The 19,796-nt window shown below is 46.4% G+C and carries 19 protein-coding genes; 5 read left to right on the forward strand and 14 right to left on the reverse strand.

Features of this window, described 5'->3' with window-relative positions; genetic code table 11:
• Nucleotide 1: 1 nt before the first annotated feature.
• Entirely contained in the window at nucleotides 2-406 is a 405-nt protein-coding gene (locus ACZND6_RS01195) for a (deoxy)nucleoside triphosphate pyrophosphohydrolase (protein WP_293737909.1), read from the forward strand.
• A gap of 99 nt (nucleotides 407-505) precedes the next feature.
• Here ACZND6_RS01195 and ACZND6_RS01200 read toward each other — a convergent pair whose 3' ends face one another.
• The 3 genes from ACZND6_RS01200 to ACZND6_RS01210 all read right to left on the reverse strand — a co-directional run bounded on the left by ACZND6_RS01200 (nucleotide 506) and on the right by ACZND6_RS01210 (nucleotide 2,429).
• A complete protein-coding gene (locus tag ACZND6_RS01200; protein ID WP_300875598.1) occupies nucleotides 506-1,342 on the reverse strand; it encodes an HAD family hydrolase in 837 nt (278 codons plus the stop codon).
• A gap of 141 nt (nucleotides 1,343-1,483) precedes the next feature.
• Entirely contained in the window at nucleotides 1,484-1,894 is a 411-nt protein-coding gene (locus ACZND6_RS01205) for a hypothetical protein (RefSeq protein WP_293737907.1), read from the reverse strand.
• A gap of 298 nt (nucleotides 1,895-2,192) precedes the next feature.
• On the reverse strand, nucleotides 2,193-2,429 hold the full coding sequence (locus ACZND6_RS01210; protein ID WP_293737906.1) for a hypothetical protein: 237 nt from the start codon (nucleotides 2,427-2,429) through the stop codon (nucleotides 2,193-2,195).
• 101 nt (nucleotides 2,430-2,530) lie between these two features.
• On the opposite strand from ACZND6_RS01210, the gene ACZND6_RS01215 reads away from it, so the two are divergent.
• Entirely contained in the window at nucleotides 2,531-3,115 is a 585-nt protein-coding gene (locus ACZND6_RS01215) for a LysE family transporter (RefSeq protein ID WP_293737905.1), read from the forward strand.
• Between the two features lie 68 nt (nucleotides 3,116-3,183).
• Here ACZND6_RS01215 and ACZND6_RS01220 read toward each other — a convergent pair whose 3' ends face one another.
• The 9 genes from ACZND6_RS01220 to ACZND6_RS01260 all read right to left on the reverse strand — a co-directional run bounded on the left by ACZND6_RS01220 (nucleotide 3,184) and on the right by ACZND6_RS01260 (nucleotide 12,161).
• Nucleotides 3,184-3,495 (reverse strand): hypothetical protein, encoded by a 312-nt coding sequence (locus ACZND6_RS01220; protein WP_293737904.1) that lies wholly within the window; start codon nucleotides 3,493-3,495, stop codon nucleotides 3,184-3,186.
• Nucleotides 3,485-3,778: a type II toxin-antitoxin system TacA family antitoxin gene (locus ACZND6_RS01225; RefSeq protein WP_293737903.1), complete on the reverse strand. Its 294-nt coding sequence runs from the start codon at nucleotides 3,776-3,778 to the stop codon at nucleotides 3,485-3,487. The genes ACZND6_RS01220 and ACZND6_RS01225 overlap by 11 nt, the downstream gene beginning before the upstream one ends.
• Before the next feature lie 157 nt (nucleotides 3,779-3,935).
• Entirely contained in the window at nucleotides 3,936-6,164 is a 2,229-nt protein-coding gene (locus ACZND6_RS01230; protein ID WP_293737902.1) for a VIT domain-containing protein, read from the reverse strand.
• A complete protein-coding gene (locus ACZND6_RS01235) occupies nucleotides 6,157-6,582 on the reverse strand; it encodes a MerR family transcriptional regulator (protein ID WP_489524309.1) in 426 nt (141 codons plus the stop codon). Before ACZND6_RS01235 ends, ACZND6_RS01230 begins: the two co-directional genes overlap by 8 nt.
• Nucleotides 6,583-6,711: 129 nt before the next feature.
• Nucleotides 6,712-8,277, reverse strand: coding sequence for an FGGY-family carbohydrate kinase (locus ACZND6_RS01240; protein ID WP_293737900.1), 1,566 nt, complete (start codon nucleotides 8,275-8,277; stop codon nucleotides 6,712-6,714).
• Nucleotides 8,278-8,356: 79 nt separating this feature from the next.
• The gene (locus tag ACZND6_RS01245) at nucleotides 8,357-9,232 is read right to left on the reverse strand and encodes a DMT family transporter (protein ID WP_293737899.1); all 876 of its coding nucleotides are present in this window, start codon (nucleotides 9,230-9,232) and stop codon (nucleotides 8,357-8,359) included.
• The gene (gene queC / locus ACZND6_RS01250; RefSeq protein ID WP_293737897.1) at nucleotides 9,229-9,924 is read right to left on the reverse strand and encodes a 7-cyano-7-deazaguanine synthase QueC; all 696 of its coding nucleotides are present in this window, start codon (nucleotides 9,922-9,924) and stop codon (nucleotides 9,229-9,231) included. Before queC ends, ACZND6_RS01245 begins: the two co-directional genes overlap by 4 nt.
• A 126-nt stretch (nucleotides 9,925-10,050) precedes the next feature.
• A complete protein-coding gene (locus ACZND6_RS01255; RefSeq protein ID WP_293737895.1) occupies nucleotides 10,051-10,452 on the reverse strand; it encodes a peptidase dimerization domain-containing protein in 402 nt (133 codons plus the stop codon).
• Between the two features lie 11 nt (nucleotides 10,453-10,463).
• Nucleotides 10,464-12,161 carry a zinc-binding metallopeptidase family protein gene (locus ACZND6_RS01260; RefSeq protein WP_293737893.1) on the reverse strand — a complete coding sequence of 566 codons (1,698 nt, stop codon included), beginning with the start codon at nucleotides 12,159-12,161 and terminating at the stop codon, nucleotides 10,464-10,466.
• A gap of 264 nt (nucleotides 12,162-12,425) precedes the next feature.
• Here ACZND6_RS01260 and ACZND6_RS01265 point away from each other — a divergent pair, with 264 nt between their 5' ends.
• Nucleotides 12,426-13,409: a DUF362 domain-containing protein gene (locus tag ACZND6_RS01265; protein WP_293737891.1), complete on the forward strand. Its 984-nt coding sequence runs from the start codon at nucleotides 12,426-12,428 to the stop codon at nucleotides 13,407-13,409.
• Between the two features lie 228 nt (nucleotides 13,410-13,637).
• Nucleotides 13,638-14,768 (forward strand): hypothetical protein, encoded by a 1,131-nt coding sequence (locus ACZND6_RS01270; protein WP_293737889.1) that lies wholly within the window; start codon nucleotides 13,638-13,640, stop codon nucleotides 14,766-14,768.
• An 83-nt stretch (nucleotides 14,769-14,851) separates the two neighbouring features.
• Here the strand turns inward: ACZND6_RS01270 and ACZND6_RS01275 are convergent, their stop codons facing one another.
• On the reverse strand, nucleotides 14,852-16,645 hold the full coding sequence (locus ACZND6_RS01275; protein ID WP_293738305.1) for a [FeFe] hydrogenase, group A: 1,794 nt from the start codon (nucleotides 16,643-16,645) through the stop codon (nucleotides 14,852-14,854).
• Nucleotides 16,646-16,662: 17 nt separating this feature from the next.
• Nucleotides 16,663-18,648, reverse strand: coding sequence for an FAD-dependent oxidoreductase (locus ACZND6_RS01280; RefSeq protein ID WP_300875621.1), 1,986 nt, complete (start codon nucleotides 18,646-18,648; stop codon nucleotides 16,663-16,665).
• 228 nt (nucleotides 18,649-18,876) lie between these two features.
• On the opposite strand from ACZND6_RS01280, the gene ACZND6_RS01285 reads away from it, so the two are divergent.
• Nucleotides 18,877-19,785 (forward strand): patatin-like phospholipase family protein, encoded by a 909-nt coding sequence (locus ACZND6_RS01285; RefSeq protein ID WP_293704185.1) that lies wholly within the window; start codon nucleotides 18,877-18,879, stop codon nucleotides 19,783-19,785.
• The last annotated feature ends 11 nt before the right edge of the window (nucleotides 19,786-19,796 follow it).

The following is a 19,796-nucleotide window of genomic DNA, read 5'->3' on the forward strand; positions in this document are numbered from 1 at the left end:
AATGAAAACTATTGAAGTTGTTGCTGCCATTATTCATCACGATGGAAAGATCCTCGCAACTCAGCGCGGATACGGTGACTTTAAAGACGGCTGGGAATTTCCCGGAGGAAAGATGGAGGCCGGCGAGACAGCCGAGCATGCGATCGTTCGCGAAATCGAAGAAGAGCTCAATGTGGAGATCCGACCCGAAAAGCTTCTTCACACCGTGGAGTACGACTATCCGAACTTCCACTTAACAATGCACTGCTTCATCTCGGTCATCACGAAAGGAACCATCGAGCTGATTGAGCACGAAGACGCAAAATGGTTAAAGCCTGATGAGCTGGATTCGGTTGCTTGGCTTCCGGCTGACGTGGAAGTCGTCGAAAGGCTCAAACTCTATCTAAAAGAGAAGAACGAACTCTAAAGAGTTGACATGGACTTATGCAACGTCCGTTGGCAAAGCCACTTTTCGTGCTCAATGGACAGGGTTAAGCAGAAAGCCTTGTCTTTGCTTTGCCGAGAATTACTTTTCAGCCAGTTTATTGAGGTTTTCCTGAGCCGAGATTAGGTCAATAATGCCGAAGGCGAGTTTTTCGACTTTTGTATCCGGAGAATAATCTGTCGGCGCAATATAACTGCAGCGATTGTCCGCAAGAAGCTGACTGGCCTTCTCTTTCTTCCGCGCCGGATAAACCGCGATAGAAAAACCGCCCTCTGCTTTAACAAGTTTCATGCACGGAACATCGGTATCGCCGTCGCCGAAATAAACCATTCTTCTGAAAGGCACACGTCGTTCATCCTGAGGAATGTACTGATTTACCTTTTTGACATCGGCTAAATCTAAGGAATCCTTATTAATGCGAAAGATATATTGCGTCTTTGTCGTGAAATTCACGATCTGAGCCGGCCAAACCGGCTTGCCGTAAGCGTCAAAAATGAAGGCCGAGGCAAAAATTTTTCTGAATTCTTTAGCAATCGGTGTCCCTTCGATGATTTCCTTGAGCCCTGAGGAGATAATGAAGTGCTCAACTTTTAAGCCTTTGGCATGGGCGTATTCATTAATTCTCTTAAACCAAGTTTCAACTCCGGGAAAGAGATCGACGGTTTGTCCGAGCTTGATGAGGTTTTCCTTACTAATGTTGAGAGCTCTGCTTTCCGTTTCTTTGATCATTAAATGCATATACGCGGAAATCGGATCCATCTCGAACCTTTGTGCTTCTTCATTGGATTTTCGCCAGAATTCCGTGCTGCTCTCGCCTAACTTATCTAAGAATCCGTATTCCTGCATATTTCCAGGCGACAACGTCCCGTCAAAGTCATACATAAATGCAACAACAGGTTTACCGGATCTACTCGTCATAACAAATAGTGGAAACAAAAGAGAAAAAGTTAATTGAAGTATAAAACCGACGTGATTCCGGGATAACCTATCCGGCCTTCTTGTTACCAACTTTGCACAAAATTGGCATCACGAAAAAAGAAAATTGAAGACTAAAGGCAGCTATAAGGCACCAAAGACAATCTTCCAAAATATATAGATCAAGAAGAAAAATCCTCCAATAAGTGCCGCTGTGAATACCGCCACCAACAAAATCAATCCTGCTATTAATGCAGCAATAGGTATTGCTAAAGCGTAGTAAGCTGGTGCAGAAAGCAAAAGAACAAAGAAGTAGAAAATTTTACTGAGTAAAGAAGGCGCTTCCCTAACTACCCCAAAGGCCCAGATAATGGGATCTATAAGGACGAGCTTAATTAAACCGAAGCACTCAATTATTAGCGAGATGGGATTGTCACAACTGCCAGAGTACTCGGAAGAATTTTCCTGCTTTCGATTTAGCAGCATTGAAGCTCCGAGAATAAGCGCGGCGTCTTTCCAATAACCGTTTGAATCAGAACCTGAGCTTGAGCACATTTTGTCTTTCCCCTTTACTTATTGTATTTTTTCAAAGGAAAATGAACAAGGAAAATCCAAAATTCTGAGGCCTTAAGCAACGTATCTCTGTCAGCCGTAGAGAAGCAGATACAAAAAGAGCTGCCTAACCGCCTAGTGGTGTCAAAAATCGATAAAGCAAAACCTCAGCCTCCAGCCTCTTCGGCCGGTCTGAGGTTTGAGTTCTTGCAATAAAAACGCACCAATAGAAACGAAGGCTTTTATCCGCCTGCGCCTCTACCTTGCGCTTCCGATTGCGTAGACAGCAAAGAAATGATGACTATTCTGCAGCGTACTGAAGAACCGTCGGGCTTTCGACATCAACGCCGAATTCCTTTGCTCTCTTCAAGATGGCACGTGCGAGTTCAGGCTTCAATTCTTCAGGGCAATATCTGAAATAAGCTTCAGCCGCTCTTACGTGTGCGGCGTCAGGCATCGGGTACTCACGTCTTTCAGGCAATCCAAATACAGAAGTAGGAAGTTCTTCCTTTTCTTCATAACTAAGTCTATTGCTCATGGTTCCTCCCATATCAAAGATGATCCGAGTATAGGAGTTCGTTTAATTGCATCAGTATAATTTTGAGCATAAGTGGGCACACATAATTACAGACCTCAACCATGTTTCCCTTGACATCCTTTTTGCTCTATACATTCGTAACGTCCATCACACCCGGACCAAACAACATCATGTCTATGTCTTTGGGCCTCAAGGTCGGATTCAAAAAAACGCTTTATTTCAATGCCGGTGTCCTCACAGGATTTTGCATCATTACCCTTCTTTGCGCTTTCTTTTGCGCAAAGCTAAATGAATGGATTCCTGAAATTCGTTTACCCATGTTGGTGCTGGGAACACTTTATCTAATTTGGCTTGCTGTAAAGATTTTGAGGAGTATTTATGACACAAAAGCCGTTGAACCGAAAAAGGGACAGGCTTACCTCTCAGGTTTGTTTCTGCAATTTGTAAACGTAAAAGTAATGGTGTCAGCCATCGTCTCCATCCAAATGTTTGTACTTCCCTACTATCAAAGTACCGAAGCACTCGCGGCTTTCGCAATCTTCATCGCGATCGCCGGTACAAGCTGTAATTTGGTTTGGTCTGGTTTTGGCTCAGTCGCTTCCAGACTGTTTGCCAATCACACGAAGTTGATAAACACCATCTTGGCAATTTCGTTAGTTTTCTGCGCAGCCGGCTTCTGGTTCTAACGGGAATCCATAGATAAATGCCTTTTGAAATTAAAAGGTACTGATCAACGAAGAATTCTTGTGTCCAATCACATGGACGGCATGATAATTATTGACAATCTTGTTCTGTTCAATGGTTCGAACCAGCTTCTCATCCGCAATCTAAACATCGTCTTTTTTAATTCTTTTTCTCCAGACAGGACTCTGCGCCGGAAAGCTTCATCTTCAATGGTGATCAGAATCGGCAGGCCGCCCATCACTGCCTTCCAGTCTTTTCCTTTTCTGAAATTAGAAGATTTGACTTGAATCGCTATGTTTTTCAGGAGGTTTTCTGAAAATTCATATCTATCGGAAAAATCCTCTCTACTATGAGCAGCTGGAGCAAGATATTCAATAACCATTGGACGCACCGGTTTCCTCAATCTTCCCCGCTAGCCTCATGGCTTCTTCTAGCCTTTTATTCGAAATAAAACCGTTATCAATAACCGAAAATAACTCTCCTGCGTCATTGCCCGAAAGAAGATAGTGGTTATTTTTGTCTATGGCCTCTTTTGCCGCGGAGATGGCCGCTTTTCGTATGAAGGCAGACAGAGAAAGTCCAGCCATAGATGCGGCTAATTGAAGAAGGGTTTTATCTTCGCAACTTACTAGAAACTCGCACTTTTCAAGCAAATTTCTCGTCATACCTGGCTCCTCCTATTCTTTCCTAATTTTAACGAGCAAAAGAGGATTCTGAACTCACAGGCCTCAGGCCTTTGCCTGGTGAGCCTCGAGGCTATATCGTAAAAGTGAGGCCGGAAAAATTCCGGCAAGTACTTCTTATTTACCCCAATCCATCCTTCTATCTTCTGATGGTCCTCCTGATCAAACTCAAAAGAGAGGAATGGAACGAAGCGTCAATTTCTTCATAATTTCCTCTTGATGCAAAGAAAATAAAAACACACAAAGCAGTAAACGCTTCAGGATCGAGTTTGGAAACATCCTCTGTTTCATCAAAAGTAGGCAATAAAGATCCGGCCTTGTCTTCTACTTTCTCGATCGCTCCTTCCAGGTAATACCCCTTGGGCAGTGCTCCTTTGATAGAAACATTTATTAATTTCTGGTCAATGCGCCTTACAAACTCTACGAACTCTCTCTTGACCACCTCAAACTTCGAGAGGAAATCATATGAATGAGTCACATACATATCTACATCGGATGCCTGGAAGCTCAGCTCCAACTTGGTAGCTAATTCAAGCAAAAGCTTGACTGTTGGGTCTTCAGTTTCATCGACAGGAATCTCACTTAAGGGCATCGCGGCTGATGCATCATACTGACTCGGTGCGGACCTAGAAGCGCATCTTGTTAAAGTTTTACTGAAACAAATATTATTTGAATCAGGATAAGCCTGACTCAAAACCCAATTGTCTTCAGGGACCATCTGCGGTACAACCATTAGGTCAGGATTAGTCATCCCCTTCTCATTTTCTTCTCTAACGAAAGACAAGAAAAAGTTGGTTTCAGGTCCGGCGATATTGTATTTGACGCCGATATCTCTTTTTTCTTCCTTTATATCGGTAGAGAGCATGCGCTGAGCAGCGACGAGCTGGCAAAGTTGGTAGCCATAATCATGTGATATGACCTTCGCACCGATCTCTTTAATTTTTCCGTCTTCTTTCCAAGAGAGTTTTACAGACTCTGGCAGTTCCTTCAAAAAAGCGAAGCCAGTGTAATTATCCTCAGTGAAGAAAGACTTGCCTTTCTTAGAAGACCAAAATTTAGGAGCTCGCCAATGAATCTCAGGCTGTACTGCAACTTCTGACCGAATGCGTTTAAGCATTCTTTCAACTGCTCCCTCTATGTCATACCAGTTATAGACTGCTTCATATGCACCGCCGGTCTTGTCCGCCAGTTCGACAAGGAGATTGCTATAAGGCGCCATTCCGATTCCGAGGATGAAGATTCTTCTTTTAGCCTCCAAAGCAGCCCTGATCATGGGCTTACAAGAATCCCATACTTCGCCGTCAGTAAGCAAAAGCATGGCGCTTTGTTTATTGCGGCCCGGAAAAAGATTCATACAGCTGACAATCGCCTGTTCTAACTCTGTTCCTCCGAGATCAGCATCAAGGTAAGAAACCGCTTCAGCAAAATTTCCTTGAAATTCTTCGAATTTCATTCGGTTAGGAAGAAGCTTCAACTCAACAGAACTGCCGAAAGCTGTCAAACTTACTTGGTCGGCGGATTCAAATTTGGAATTTAATTTTTTCAGGGCCTGCTTCATCCAATTAATTCTTGAACCTCCCATTGAGCCGGAACAATCTGCCAGGATGCTCAAGTCCAAAGGAAGCTGTGCAGGCTCATTGGACAGAATGAAATTGGCAACCGCCGCCCATCCTGAATCATCTTTTGCGACGTAGACGGCACTTTCAATAGGCGCCTCGATATCCAGGACTAAATCTTTATCTAGTTTTGCACCAAGAAGTCTGACAACGATATCTTCTCCTTGTTTCTGGACTTCAATAGAGTGAGTGGGTGAGGAAATTTTTCCTTTAGCTAAAGCTCCTTTGAGCAATACGCTCCCGTCCAAATCGTAATCAGCAAAAAAATTATGAGTGATTTCAAACCTTCCGAAAGGCTGCTCTTCTATGTCAGAGGCATATCTTTCTCCTATCACGGTTGGAATGGTCAGTCGAAGTTTGTGATCGCAGTAATTTAATAGCTGAAAATATTCGAGTTCAATAGACGCATCTTCGCCGGGCAGAATGTTGCCTAATGAAGTTGTGCAAAAATCTTTCTCAGTAATCTCCAGCATGACGGGAGTATCGCCTGACTCGATAGCGTCTTCATATTTTTGTTCGGCTACTTTTTTCGGATAAGCTTTGCCCTCACGAACCACACCATTGATGTTGGCCCTGAACTTTGAAATAACACTCTTTCCATAGGGGAGCGGAAAACTGTAGTTGATTTCTATCGGATTTTGAGTGTCATTGTGGTAATGCTGACTCGACGTGTAACTCATCAGCGGACCATCAATGACCGCCTGCCAAACCACTTTCTTCAAAGGAGAATCTGATAATTTTTCTCTAGACATTTTCCTGCTCCTTATTCTTAAATTCCTCGATGAATTCGCAAAGCGCCGCTGCGAATTCTTTGAATTTCTCTCCGGACAATTCAGAAGACTTATGGTCAACAACCAGTGTCAAACCAGCGCCTAAACAAATGTGCGAACAGACCGTGACGCTTCCGACATGAAGAGTCGGCCTTTCTTCTTCGGTATCTGCCTTCCGAATCTCGTTCAAAGGAATATGTTTTTCCGTCATTCGCTTAATGCGAAGCAAGTCCTCCAAATGCTCCGTCGTGTAATAAGCGCCTCGCTTTTCTCCTTCCGGTCCGTTCATTAGTCCCTTCTGAATATAAAAGCGGATGGTTCTTCTGGAAATTCCCGTAAGTTCGGACAATTCCTCCAAACTGAACTTTTTCTTGGTTTCCATCAATTCAGACATATTCATTTCCTCAAACTTCGGATTTTATTATACACTTATTTATGACACTATAACTGTCATATAAAATTGAGCGGCAGAAAAAAGAGGACGGTTTTTAGTCGTCCTCTTATTAATTAGTGGAAGCTGATTTTCTGCTTAGTTTTGTTTCTGCGGCAAGATCTTCTTCATGTACCACAGAGTGGCAAATGCCGGCGCCATATCGACGTCAATCAGCTTGCGCTGGAGATTTAAGAGATCTCGATAAAGTTTGGTGTTTTCAGCACGCGGCTGGTAAGACTGATCGATCTGGAGAATCTTCGAGAGTTCAGGAATGATTTCCGGAACGTCTTTAACGGCGTAAGCCGCAAAGATGCAGTTTGTCACAACGGCTCCGCCTGCGTTCTTATAACGGACGACTTCGGCGTCGAGCATATCGGACTTGATTTGATTCCAAAGCGAACTGCGGCTTCCGCCTTCGGCAACCGTCAAACGCTGAAGGTCAACACCAGCAGAACGGTAAAGATCGCAAATTTCCATGTAGTCAAAGCCGATGGATTCCAAAACCGAACGCCACATCACAGACTGATCGTCATCAAGCGTCAAACCCAGGAAGCAGCCGCACTTCTTATTGTTGATATCCTGACCGCCGGTAAGGTACGGAAGGAACAAAACACCGTTGGAGCCCACCGGAACCTGGGCGGCGCGATCATTCAGATCGTTGTAGTAAACCGCGTCATTGGCCTTGTGGCAGACATTGTCTTTAAACCAGCGCAGCGCCAAGCCGCCGGTACGAATTGTTCCCCAATAGAAATAAGTGTCGGGAAGAGAGCCGGAATTAAAGATAAGGTTGTTGCCCTTCTTACTTAACTCCGGAATGATGCCCTTCGTAGAAACACAGAACATCGCGCAGGTGCCTGCAACATCCACGCCCTTGCCTGCTTCGTAGTTGCCGCAGCCGATCATAGACTGCATGGTGTCGCCGGCGCCGGCACAAATCGGTGTGCCTTCGGGCAAGCCTGTCTTTTCAGACATTGCTTTGGTGAGACCGCCGATAATGTCCCAAGGCTTCAGAATACGCGGCATATATTTTTCGTTGATGCCGAGAATTTCGAGCTGTTCCTTGGACCATTCTTTCTTCATGACGTTGTAGCCCAAGCCCCAGCCGGACATGGCGCCCCAGTCGATAAAGGCATCTTTGCCTTTTAATCCGGCCAAGTGAGCAAGAATGTATGGAGCGTTGTGCATGAACTTAACGCCCTGCTGCTGGAATTTGGAGTTGTTTTTCAGGAACCAGCGGGCAAACATCGCCGGGAACATCGTGCAGGCTTCCGGATTCCCGGTTTCTTTAACCCAGATGTCCAGGTTCATGTCATTGATGAAACGAACGTCATCATCGGTGCGGGTATCTAGGTAATTGATATAGGGCGTGATTGCGTCACCCTCTTCGTTCACACCGGCAATGCCGCAGATAATGCCGTCGCCCATCACAGCGCGGACGTCTTTGGGATCGTAGCCGAGCGCTTTAATGTCATCGACACAGCGCTTGATGCATCGAACCGTAATGTCCAAAAACTCATCCAGGTCCATTTCAACCCAGCCGGCGTGCGGATAACGAAGAATCGTGGGCAGGCTCTGCGAAGTGATGCTCTTGAGATTCTCATCATAGACAGATACCTTCACGCTCTGAGTTCCCGCATCAAAGCCTAAGTAAAGTTTGGACATTACAGACTCCTTCTTATTAATTTCATTCTCTAAATAAGGCCGTCGGCGCGGCAGTCAATTCTTTCAAAAGCATTAAGGCTCAGCGCGCCAGCGAAATCAAGATGACTCCTGTCATCATAGCAAGAACACCAGCGGTCTTTAAAGGCGTTACCTTTTCATGAAGGGCTTTCGCTCCGATAAATAAGGCCAGCATCATAGAAACCTCTCGGGTTGGTGCGACATATGCGAGCGGGGCATAAAGCAGTGCAAACAAAACCAAGAGATAAGCAGCCGGATGCGCAATGCCGATATAAAGTGCGTACTTCCAGCGCTTCCTAATATCTTCTTTAAAGCTTTCGCGACCCGATTTCTTTGAAAGAATTCCGGGGCCGAGGAGCAGAAGGCGAACTGCCATCCCCGGAACGTAATACATCAAGGGAGTCAGTCCAATCAGTTGAATCGCAAACCCATCCAAGCTTGAGTACGAGGCAATAAATACACCGGTTAAAACGCCCCAGCACAATCCTCCTGACAAAGAGCTCTTCAGCTGCTTGTCTTTGCCCGGATACGCTAGCAATACGATACCTAAAAGCACACAGACAATGCCCGCAAAACCGAGAGGGGCGAGTTTTTCTCCGAATAGAAACACGGCAACTAAAACCGTAAACGCCGGACCCGTTCCTCTTGCGGTCGGATAAACAACGGAATAATCCGCTTTTCGATAACCGGTCTGGAGGACTATGGTGTAAATCACATGAAGCACTGCGCTGAGAATGATCAGCAGCCACATCTCTAAAGGAAGAGACAGGAGCCTTTTGAAATCCACCAAATAAAGCAGCGGCATGTAAATCAAAAAGGCAAACGTCTCATAAAGCAGGACAAAAGATGAGCCGCCTCCGCTCTTCTTAGAAACAAAATTCCAAGAAGCGTGCAGCACAGCTGCAAAGAGAACAAGCGCAAGTGCTATAGCATTCATTTCAAATAATCAATCGGATCTTTAACGCCGTTAGCTTCAAAGGCGGCTTTGCGGTCAATACAGGTGCCGCATTCCCCGCAGGCTTTTTCTCCGCCGTCATAACATGACCAAGTCAATTCATAAGGAACTTTCAGCTTCAAACCTTCGGCAACAACCTGCGCTTTATTCCAGCGGTTCAGAGGAGCGCGAAGAGAAACAAGTCCGTAGGTCCCGATGCTGATCGCCTCATTCATCGCATTATTAAAACCTACAGAACAGTCGGCATAAGCATTACCTGCCGCATCATCAGCATGAGCTCCAATCCAAATTTCGCATTTTTCTTCCGGGAACAAGGACTGAGCCAAAGCGGCTCCGGCTGAAAGCATTAAGCCATTTCTAAACGGAACGTACGTCGAAACCTTACCCTCTCCGTTTTTTGCGATTTGATCCGCATAGCTTTCGTGAACAGGTTTTTCCGTGCTGTTTGATAACAGAGAGCAGTTACTAAAAGAAAAGATCTGAGTCAGATTAAATACGACATGCTTCACACCGAAAAAATCTGAGACCTTCTGCGCACTCTCTAATTCTTTAGAGTGTCTTTGTCCGTATTCAAAAGACAAAGTGACAACGTTTTCTTTGCCTAATTCATGCACCGCCATCGCAAGACATGTTGTGCTGTCAACCCCGCCGCTGCTGAGAACAATAGCTTTCACCGTTTTTCCTCTTCTAATTATTGACTAATGGTTCGTATTTTAATAAGCAGCTAAGATGATTTCTTGCCTCTGAAACGATTCAGTCCGCCTTTTAGACGGACTGAGTTGACTATTTCTTAGTTTGAACTACTTGATTTTGAATTGGATTTCAGCAGGGAACCCTTTAACCAAGTCGCCGGCCTTTACACCTCTGAAAGCGTTTTCTTTATCGACGCCGGTTTTGACCGCTTGTTCGATTGAGGCTTTATTGTCGGCTTCGGGAGTTTTGCACATCGCTGTGTTGACTTTAAAAGCGGCGTCTCCGGCAATCGCATTCACCGTTGCTCCGCCTTTAAAGTCGGTAACGACAGCACAAGGAAGTGCTTTTTCCAGCTCAAGAACGGCTCGGCTTCCGGCGTGAACGGCATTCGTGTTGCCGTAACTTCCGTTGGAATGGCCGCCGGGGCCAGTAATCGAAACATCATAGGTTGCCGCAGAAACAGCTGATGCGGTTAAGGCGCAAACCAAGGCTGCTAATAATTTATTCATTTTCTGCCTCCTTATTTGTACAGCTCTTCGGTTGTTCGCTTACCCCCAGGCGACGCCAACGGCGGAACGACTTTACCGTCGGAGGTATGGTATCCCGCCGCCATGAGTCCCATCAGAATCATTCGATAAACGCGTTTGCCTTCGTCCTGACCGTTTCCGGGAATACCCCATTCATACCAGGCATGTCCACCCCCACCGCCGGCGTTCGTGCCGACGTTAAAGTTCACTGTTGGAACGCCTACAGCAGCCGGAACGTTGTCGTTCAGCGATGCGGCTCTTTCGTTGAGCTTTTCTCGAATATCGATTCCAACGGTGCGCGCTGACTGCCAAAATGCCTGCATTGCTGGATCATCATAATTCTTACGCTTATGAGCCGGACGGTCACCGAACCATACGAGTTCCATCTTCACGGCTTTGGCATCTCCGTCTTTCAGACCATACTTAGCGTTTTCCTGTTGGAGTGCCTTTGTGAAAGCGGGTTCAATCTTGCTGCGAATATCTTTCAGCGGTCCGGGTGTCGGACTTCTCATATCGACGAGAAGTGTGCACTCTTTGCTTCGTTCACCTTCCGGCGCCGGTGTGCAGGAACCAACACCTACGGTGTAAGTCGTTCTTTCTGCTTTTTTATCCAGATCGTAGGGAGTTTTCAGATTGGAAATCATTTCAATGGCACGGTTCATAGCCATTAAAGCGGAAGGCTGGTTTGCGCCGACCTTCACTCCGGCAGGTTCCGAGTATTTAATTTCGAAACGGTAAGAACCCAAGTAGTTAACCGTTCCGGAACCGGGAGATGTACTGTCAGCGCCGAAGTTGGCAACGAAGTTCAGAGCATTGTTGCCTTTGCCGGTGTCTTGGTTATAACCGTAAAGCTGCTTCATGCCGCAAAGGTTGCCTTTGCCCTCTTCACCGGTCGTACCGCAAATCCAGATGTCATAAACCGGCTTGATCTTATATTTATTGAGCATGTAAGCGGCTTGCATGACAGCCGCCGTGTTAATCATCGCGTCGTTATAACCAGGAACATAAATTCTCAGAGCGCCGCGACCCAAAGCGTCTTCATAGTCTTTATAACGCTGATAGGCCTTCTTGTAATTCTCGTCTTCGATGACTTTTCCATCTTTGTCGAAATGAAGCTCATCCGGCAAAGCTGCAAGCTCAGAGCGTGTTTTTACCAAGGGATCTGTTGCTTTCTGAAGTTTGACGGAGACGAACGGAGCAGAAGCCGGAGGCAGTTCGGCCGGGTTAACCGTATCAATGTGCCCTTCTAAAAGAACTTTCGGGAACTGGCCTTTATAAGACTGTGCATTCTTTTGCTGAGAGTAAGTTCCGGGGATTCTTACGCATGCGTTATAAACGGGCAAACCGTCGACTTTCTGAAGTCCAGCGTCTTTAAGGATGCCGTCCGTACGGGTCATAACTTGAGCCGGCGAAAAACCCCATTCTTCTGTGAAACGGCGCATCAGCTCCTGCTGTCGGCGCATTTCTGATCGGGACGGAGATGCAATTCGGACGATTTCCATTTGAGTATTGAATCGCCACTTTTGTCCTTGAGGACTCATGAGCTCTGCCAACATTTTCTGCATCGGAGCATCGGCGTTAATCATGTCAGCAGATTTTTTCGCTTCCGGGCTGACTGTCGGAGCAGCAGCCATCGCAGACAAAGAAACGGCCGAAAGGACAGTTAATAAAGAGAGCATTCGAATGCGCATATTCCTCCTCAGTTTGGTTTTTAGTTTTCCTTTTATTTTACCCCTCAGAGTTTTCCAGGTGTTCAATTTTTCTTTACTTTACTTGAGATTCTTGAGTTTTCTCTAAGTTTTGCTTTGCGTTTTTTCTTTCAGCGCAAACAGTATCCGTACATTAAGTTCTTGCCTCCCAGACAAGCCGCAAAAATAGACAAACCGCTTCTTTTGAATCGTTCTAATATTAATAAGTTATATCCGCAAAACTTTTTAGCGAATAAGGAGAAAGAAGTGAGCGATTGTTGTACTGATTCCTGCGGCTGCGGCAAAGTGATTAATGCGCCTGTCGTTACACCCGTTATCGGGTCCAAACGGGTTGAACCGGGCAAATACAAAGGATCTGCGGCGAAAGTTTTCTTCTCGCCGATCATTGACGCTGAGCACCTCATCAAACTCTATAACTTAGTGAACAGCGAAATTTACGGCAAAGTTGCGATCAAACTGCACACCGGTGAAAAACACGGTCCGAATATCCTTCCTCGTGATTTAGTCCAAACCCTTCAGGCGACGATTCCAAACAGCAACATCGTCGAAACAAATACACTTTACGAAGGCGACCGCTACACAACGGAAAGCCATCGCGAAACTATCAAAGTCAACGGCTGGACATTCTGCCCGGTCGATATCATGGACGAAGACGGCTTTGTCAACCTGCCTGTTAACGGCGGCTTCCACCTGAAAGAAGTTGCTATGGGCAAGAACATTGTCAACTATGACTCCATGCTGGTGCTGACTCACTTTAAGGGTCATGCTATGGGTGGTTTCGGAGGCTCGATGAAGAATATCGCCATTGGCTGCGCTTCCGGCCAGGTTGGTAAACGCCAGGTCCATGGCATCGAAGGCGAACCTCCTGCCGATTGGAATGCATGGCCGGCCAAGGAAAAGCTAATGGAATTGATGGCCGACTCGGCTAAAGCCACGATTGACCATTTCGGCAAGAAAATCACTTACATTAACGTCATGCGCAACATGTCTGTTGACTGCGACTGCGCCGGCCTTTCCGCTGCTAAACCGACGATTGCCGATATCGGCATTTTGGCTTCTACTGACCTGCTCGCTATTGATCAGGCTTGTGTCGACTTGGTTTACTCTCACCATGGAGACAATCATGATCTAATTGAAAGAATGGAATCCCGTCACGGCCTGCGCCAGCTGACCGCAATGGCAGAGCATAAGATGGGCAACACCCAATACGAATTGATCGAAATCGACTAATTTCCTTCAATGCAGTATGAAGGCTCCGATCTACGGAGCCTTCGTCGTCTCAGGCGGAAAATGACAATCGGTACTTGGTGTGTTTTTTCTCAATGGTTTGTGAAAACCATTTGGGTGCATCGCCTCAGGATTTATAGCTAGCCGCCGAAATTTAAGATCGCGATCAGTTAAGATAAAGAAAATTAATCCCGAAGGACTAATTGAAGCTTTAACGGAAGAATATTAAGAATGCTCGCACCGGTTCGTATGATTGTGACTTACCCTCTTTACATGGCAATGGAAAGGGCTATTTTTCATTCTCAGACTTTTGAGAAAACCTGGTCAGGCCTTCGTCCGAAACTCGAAAAAGGTGTCGAACTGGTCGCTCAGGAAGTTCATCCTCAGGGCCGTAACTTTATTCGCCGTTATGTCTATCAGGAACCGGCCACCCGAAGAGTCTGCACAGAATGTTTTGAAGAAATGTTCAACAATGAAGTGATGTCCCTTCTAGGTGTTGTCAAAAATATCCGTCGGGACATCCGAGGACGCCAAAAACAAATCCTTGAATGGGAAAAAGACTTAATCGCGGCTCCTAAAAAAACTTGGAACATCCTTAACAGTACACAAAGCAATCTGAAGGACAAAATCAACCGCTCGCGCAGCAAAATTGAGTACGACGAAAAGCAGATTCTTGTGCTTTTGGATAAGGCGCTGGGATCTCTTCAAGCCCGTGGTGTTCGAATTGACCGCGACCAACTGGAAAGTCTTATTGAATCGGCTGAAGGGGAAGATTTAGCTGCTATTCTTTCGGTTGCAGATTGTGTCGGGCAAGTCTTAAAACGCCTGGAGTCGCAGCTTGAAGAATCAAACCCGACCCCTGAGCTTTCTAAAACGTATGCCGGCTTCTACATGATGTGCAACCGCCTCTATTTAGAAGCGGTAAATCGAGCGTTGTATCAAATCGGCAAGGTTTACATGAAGCGCGTTGCAGGAATCGAAAAAGAAGCCTTCAAACAGATCAACACCGCGGAAGAAAAACTTGTTTCCCCAAATCTTTCGGAAACCGCTCGTGCCACGTTGAAAAACAACGTGAAGATCAACCACGAGATACTTGAAGTCGTTAAGTTCTACACTCGCCACTTAAACAAGCGCACAAAAGAACTTTTAGAAATTCGAGAAAAAGCTGCGCTGAACTTTGAAGTTTCTTTAAATACCTTTATGACCATGAAGATCGGCGCTGATCTAGCTGACTGCATCTCGAATGCAGAAAAAGACATCTCTAAGATCTTTGCATTTGAGCCGCCTGCTCTTTCGTCCCTCTACGATGTCGGATTCAAAGAACAATTTAGAGCCGTCACTCGACAAATTCGTAACGACTAAAAAGAAAACCGGAGCCTAAATCAGATTCCGGTCTCACGTGAACAAGTCCTTCAGAATGTGCTCTGAAGGACTTTAATTTTGAATTAGCCTAACTGAATTTTCTTCCAAACGTGCCGGATGGAAGGAACAGCCGGCGTCTTGCTCCGATCATCGTAAGAGGTATGAAGCAGCTGATGCGCTTTGTGAGAGTTCGGTTCTCCCAAATAATCGTCATAAAGCTCTTTGACCATCGGATTATTGTGAGACTGACGCACAGGACTGTTTTCGTCGGCTCGCTCCAGCACTTCGAAACGTTTTGATGTCGCATTCAAATAATTGCCTCGGCTGCGAATCGTGCCGCCGCCGTTGACACAGCCGCCCGGACAAGTCATTACTTCAATGAAGTTGTAAGGGCACGTACCCGCTGCAACCTCGTCGCAAATTTTATTGGCATTAGCGAGTCCGTACACCACGGCGATCTTCAGCTTCACTCCTCCTTCTTCCATTTCCGCTTCTTTATATACGTTCGGATGAGTAGAAGGCTTGAAAGGCACGTTGTTAACTTCTTTACCTGTCAGAACATGATAAAGCGTTCTCGACGCAGCCTCGGCTACACCGCCGCTCTTTCCGAAAATCACGCCGGCGCCCGAGCCTCGGCTCATAAAGGGTGTATCAAATTCACCATCTTCGATCTCTTTCAGATCTATCCCACGGCTCTTAAAGAGTCTTGCCAATTCGCGGACGGTTAAAACCAGGTCCGTGTCCGGCACGCCGTCTTTGGCCAACTGTGGGCGTCCTGCCTCGATCTTCTTTGCTGTGCACGGCATGATGGAAATCATACGGATCTTTGAAGGCTCGGCGCCGATTTTTTCCGGTAGCCACGTCTTGGCAAGAGAACTGAGCACAGCCTGCGGAGAGCGAGTGGTGGAAAGATGGTCCAGCATTTCAGGACGATGCTGTTCAACAAAACTCACCCAGCCGGGGCAGCAGGAAGTAAACATCGGCATCACTGAGTGCTTATCTTTGATTCGATTAAGCAGCTCGGTACCTTCTTCCATGATCACAACATCAGCTGAGAAGTTGGTATCAAGAACATAGTTGGCACCCATCATCTTCAGCCCGGCAATGATGCGTTTTTCAACATTAGTTCCGGAAAGCGTTCCGAATGCATCGCCTAGTGTTGCGCGAACGGAAGGTGCAAATTGAACGACGGAAATAACACTTTCGTCTTCAAGAATTTCTCGGGCCTTATCCACATTATCTGTCGACATTAAGGCCCCTGTGGGACAGACCATAATGCACTGTCCGCAGCGAACACATTTAGTGGAATCCACCCAATCTTTGGTACCGTTTAGGCATACGCCGGCTTTCGTTCCGATTTCATCAATACGAAGCGCGCCGATGCCTTGGATCTTATTGCATACCTCCACACAGCGCATACAGCGGACACACTTATTAACATCGAGCTCGATCGCTGGATCGGTATGGTCAACCTTACGTTCTGCAATAAATTTACCGGTAAACGGCGCCTTCTGTACTCCTAAGTTGCGAGCAAGCTGAAGAAGTTCACAATTTCCGTAACGACCGCAGGTCACACAATCCATGTCGTGATCTGCGAAGATCAAGGCTACCTGAGTTCGCTGCATTTTTTTGACCTGAGAGGAAATGGTGTCCACTTCCATTCCGTCCTCCAAAGGTGTCTTGCAGCTGGTGAGCGTAAGTTCCTGACCGTCGGCCCTTTTTACACGGACAATACAAACCGCGCACGTCCCGGGTGTATGACAAAGCGGTTTAAAAGCACAAAGCGTCGGGATAAAGAACCCCATCTGTCTGGCCGCTTCTAAAATTGTAATTTCTTGATCAAAATCAAAAGGTTTGTTGTTGATATAGGCTCTCATTTCTATTCTCCTTTTTCTTATTGAGCCTTTTGGTTAAAACCGGGAATCGGCAGTTGGGTCACAACGCCGAAAAGGCGGTAGCAGCGCATGCAGCGTTCGGCTTCTTTCTTGGCTTCTTCTGAAGTTAAACCGAGTTCGACTTCTTCAAAGTTATGGGCGCGAATTTCGGGCGCCAGTTCCGGCATCTGCTGACGATCCTGATGAATGGTCGGAAGAACGGGTTCAGTCTCCTCAAGAAGATTGCATTTCTTAATCATCTGAGTCATGCGTGATCGCGGTTCAAAACCGACGGAACCTCGGGTTAGATATTCATGAATAGATTCGGCAGCTGTTTGACCCTGAGCCATACCTCCGATCAGCGTGGTCGGTCCGGTGGCACAGTCTCCGCCCGCAAATACGCCGGGACGGCTTGTAGCCAATGATTCCGTCACGGAAATGTTGCCGCGCTTATCAAACAGAATATTGTCTTTCTGTTCAAAAATACTTTGATCAATTCGCTGTCCGATAGCACTGATGACATTGGAGCAAGGAATGACAAATTCCGTACCCGGAATCTCGATAAGCTTTCTTCTGCCGTTGGCTTCAGGCGCGCCTTCGCGAAGTTTGATGCAGCGAAGTCCGGTAACTTTACCGTTTTCGAGCGCCAGTTCTTTTTGAGCTGTCAGGAAATGGAATTCGATGCCCTCTTCTTTAGCCGCCTTGATTTCCAAAGGATCTGCCGGAGCTTGAGCTTCAGTTCTTCGATATATGACATGAACTTTGCCGTCGGTCATACGCACAGCAGAGCGAGAACAGTCCATTGCAACGTTGCCGCCGCCGACAACCACAAAGTCTCCGGAGAAGGAAGGAGCCTCACCTTCTACGACGCCGCGTTCAACCTGAAGAAGAAAATCCAAGCCGTTGTAATAGCCTTCAATTTGTTCATTGTCCTCGGGGAATCCAAGTTTCATACCCTTGGCACAGCCGACCCCTATAAAAACAGCATTAAATCCCTCGTTAAAAAGGTCATCTAATATGAAGTCTTTCCCTAAACGCCTGCCGTAATGAAATTTACCGCCCAACTGCTCAATCGTATTGGCTTCAGCCAATAGAATATCTTTCGGCAAACGATACTGAGGGATACCGACTAAAGCCATCCCCCCGGCCTTTCGCTGTGCCTCAAACACTTCAACTTTGTAGCCTTTCAGCAGCAAATGATATGCGCATGTGAGTCCGGAGGGACCGGCGCCGATAATTGCGATTCTGGGAGAGAATTCGCTCGGTTCTGCGGCGGCACCTTCGAACATTTTGTCAACGGTGTACCCCAATGAGTCAGCGCAATAACGCTTCAGATTCTTGATGTCGACAGCTCCCTCCAGACGATTTCGTCTGCAAGCCTTTTCGCAAAGACGGACGCAGACTCGTCCGCAGGAGCCGACTAACGGGTAGTGACGAAGAACTACACCCGTAGCGTAATCCGTACGTCCTGCCTTTATGTAATCAATATAACGAGGCACGTTGACGTGCGCCGGGCAGGCTTCAATGCAGGGAGCCGTCATTACTTCATAGTCGCCCCATGGCATATCAGGAAGCGGGACGAGTTTTAGATCTTCGGGAAAAGCTTTGATCGCTTCAATTAAAGCTACCGGCGAAGTCTGACCCACCCCACAGAAACTCGTATTTCTCATCATGCGGGCGATATCGAGAAGATTTTCCCAATTAATCGGGTCTCCTCTCAATGCTTTTTCCAGCGCCTGAGAAATGATGATTGAGCCGCTTCGGCAAGGAGTACATTTACCGCAGGAATTGTCTTTTACCGTTGAATAGTATTTATTCATGGCAAAAAGCAAGTTTGCATGCGGGTGGAAAACTAAGAATCCCCGATGCGAGATAAACGTCATAACGGGGTTGCCATTATTGAACTGCAGAAGATTTTTAAGATCCAGACCCTCAGGTTCTTTGTAATCAGCAGTGCCGCGGTTGTCATAGACGACACTGTCCCACACGCCATAATGAAGCCGCATATTCTTTTCCTTGTTTTGAGAGCAATTGTTTTATCGTAATGAATTCCATTTTAGGCGAGCCACGACTTCATTTTTACATTTCAACATTTTTTACATGTTGTGAGCTGTCGAAGTTCCTCCTTCGTCCATTTCTTATTTATTGACTACGAATAGATGTACTACTTTGAGAAGATCACTGCAAAGATTTTCAGAATTGATCATTAGAATCTATTTGAAGTGAGGAGTTTTATGAAAGTCGGATTAGCACTTGGAAGCGGTTCAGCCCGCGGTTTTTCCCACATTGGCATTATTGATTGTTTGCTGGACCAGGGAATTGTTCCGGATGTTGTTGCAGGTACATCAATCGGAGCGATAGTGGGCGCCTGTTATGTCAGCGGACATTTAGAACGACTGCGAAAACAAGCCCTTGCTATTAACCGCTTAAATTGGACGACGTTTTTTAATCCGAGCTTTTCTATCGACGGGTGGATCAATTTGCATCAAATGCAGATGTTCCTCGTAAAGAGCGGCGTAGAACGGAAACAAAAATGCATTGAAGATTTAAAAACCCCTTTTGGAACCGTAACCTGTGATCTTATGAGCGGCAAAGAAATCTGGATTACAAAAGGTCCGGTTTTTGACTCCGTTTGGCCTTCAATGGCCATGCCGGGCGTCTTTCCGCCCGTTGAGGGGCCTGAAGGCCGGTGGTATATCGACGGCGGCATCGTCAACCCAGTCCCTGTCTCTTTATGCCGGGCTCTGGGAGCCGATGTTGTGATCGCGGTAAACCTTAATAACGACCTCCTGAGGCGGGTTGAAATTGAAAAACAGTCAAAAGGCTCCAACAGAAAAAAAACGAGCGAAGTCGCAAAAATTTTTGCCAAGGCCAAAAATCTGATTCCGTCGATCAAAAAGGAGACTGAGTCCGATAAACCTAAACCCCCGGATTTCTTTGAGACGATTTCCCGCTCTATTAATATTGCTCAGGACCGTATTACTAAAACCCGTCTCGCCGGCGATCCTCCCGAGATCATCCTTTGTCCGAAAGTCACCGACATAGGCTTATTAGAAACTTACCGTGCCGAAGAGGCTATTCGAGCCGGGTATAAATGCTGCGAAGCAAATATCGCTGCAATCAAGGACGCTATCGGTCACTAAAACGATACGTC

Source organism: Parasutterella sp., assembly GCF_057870745.1.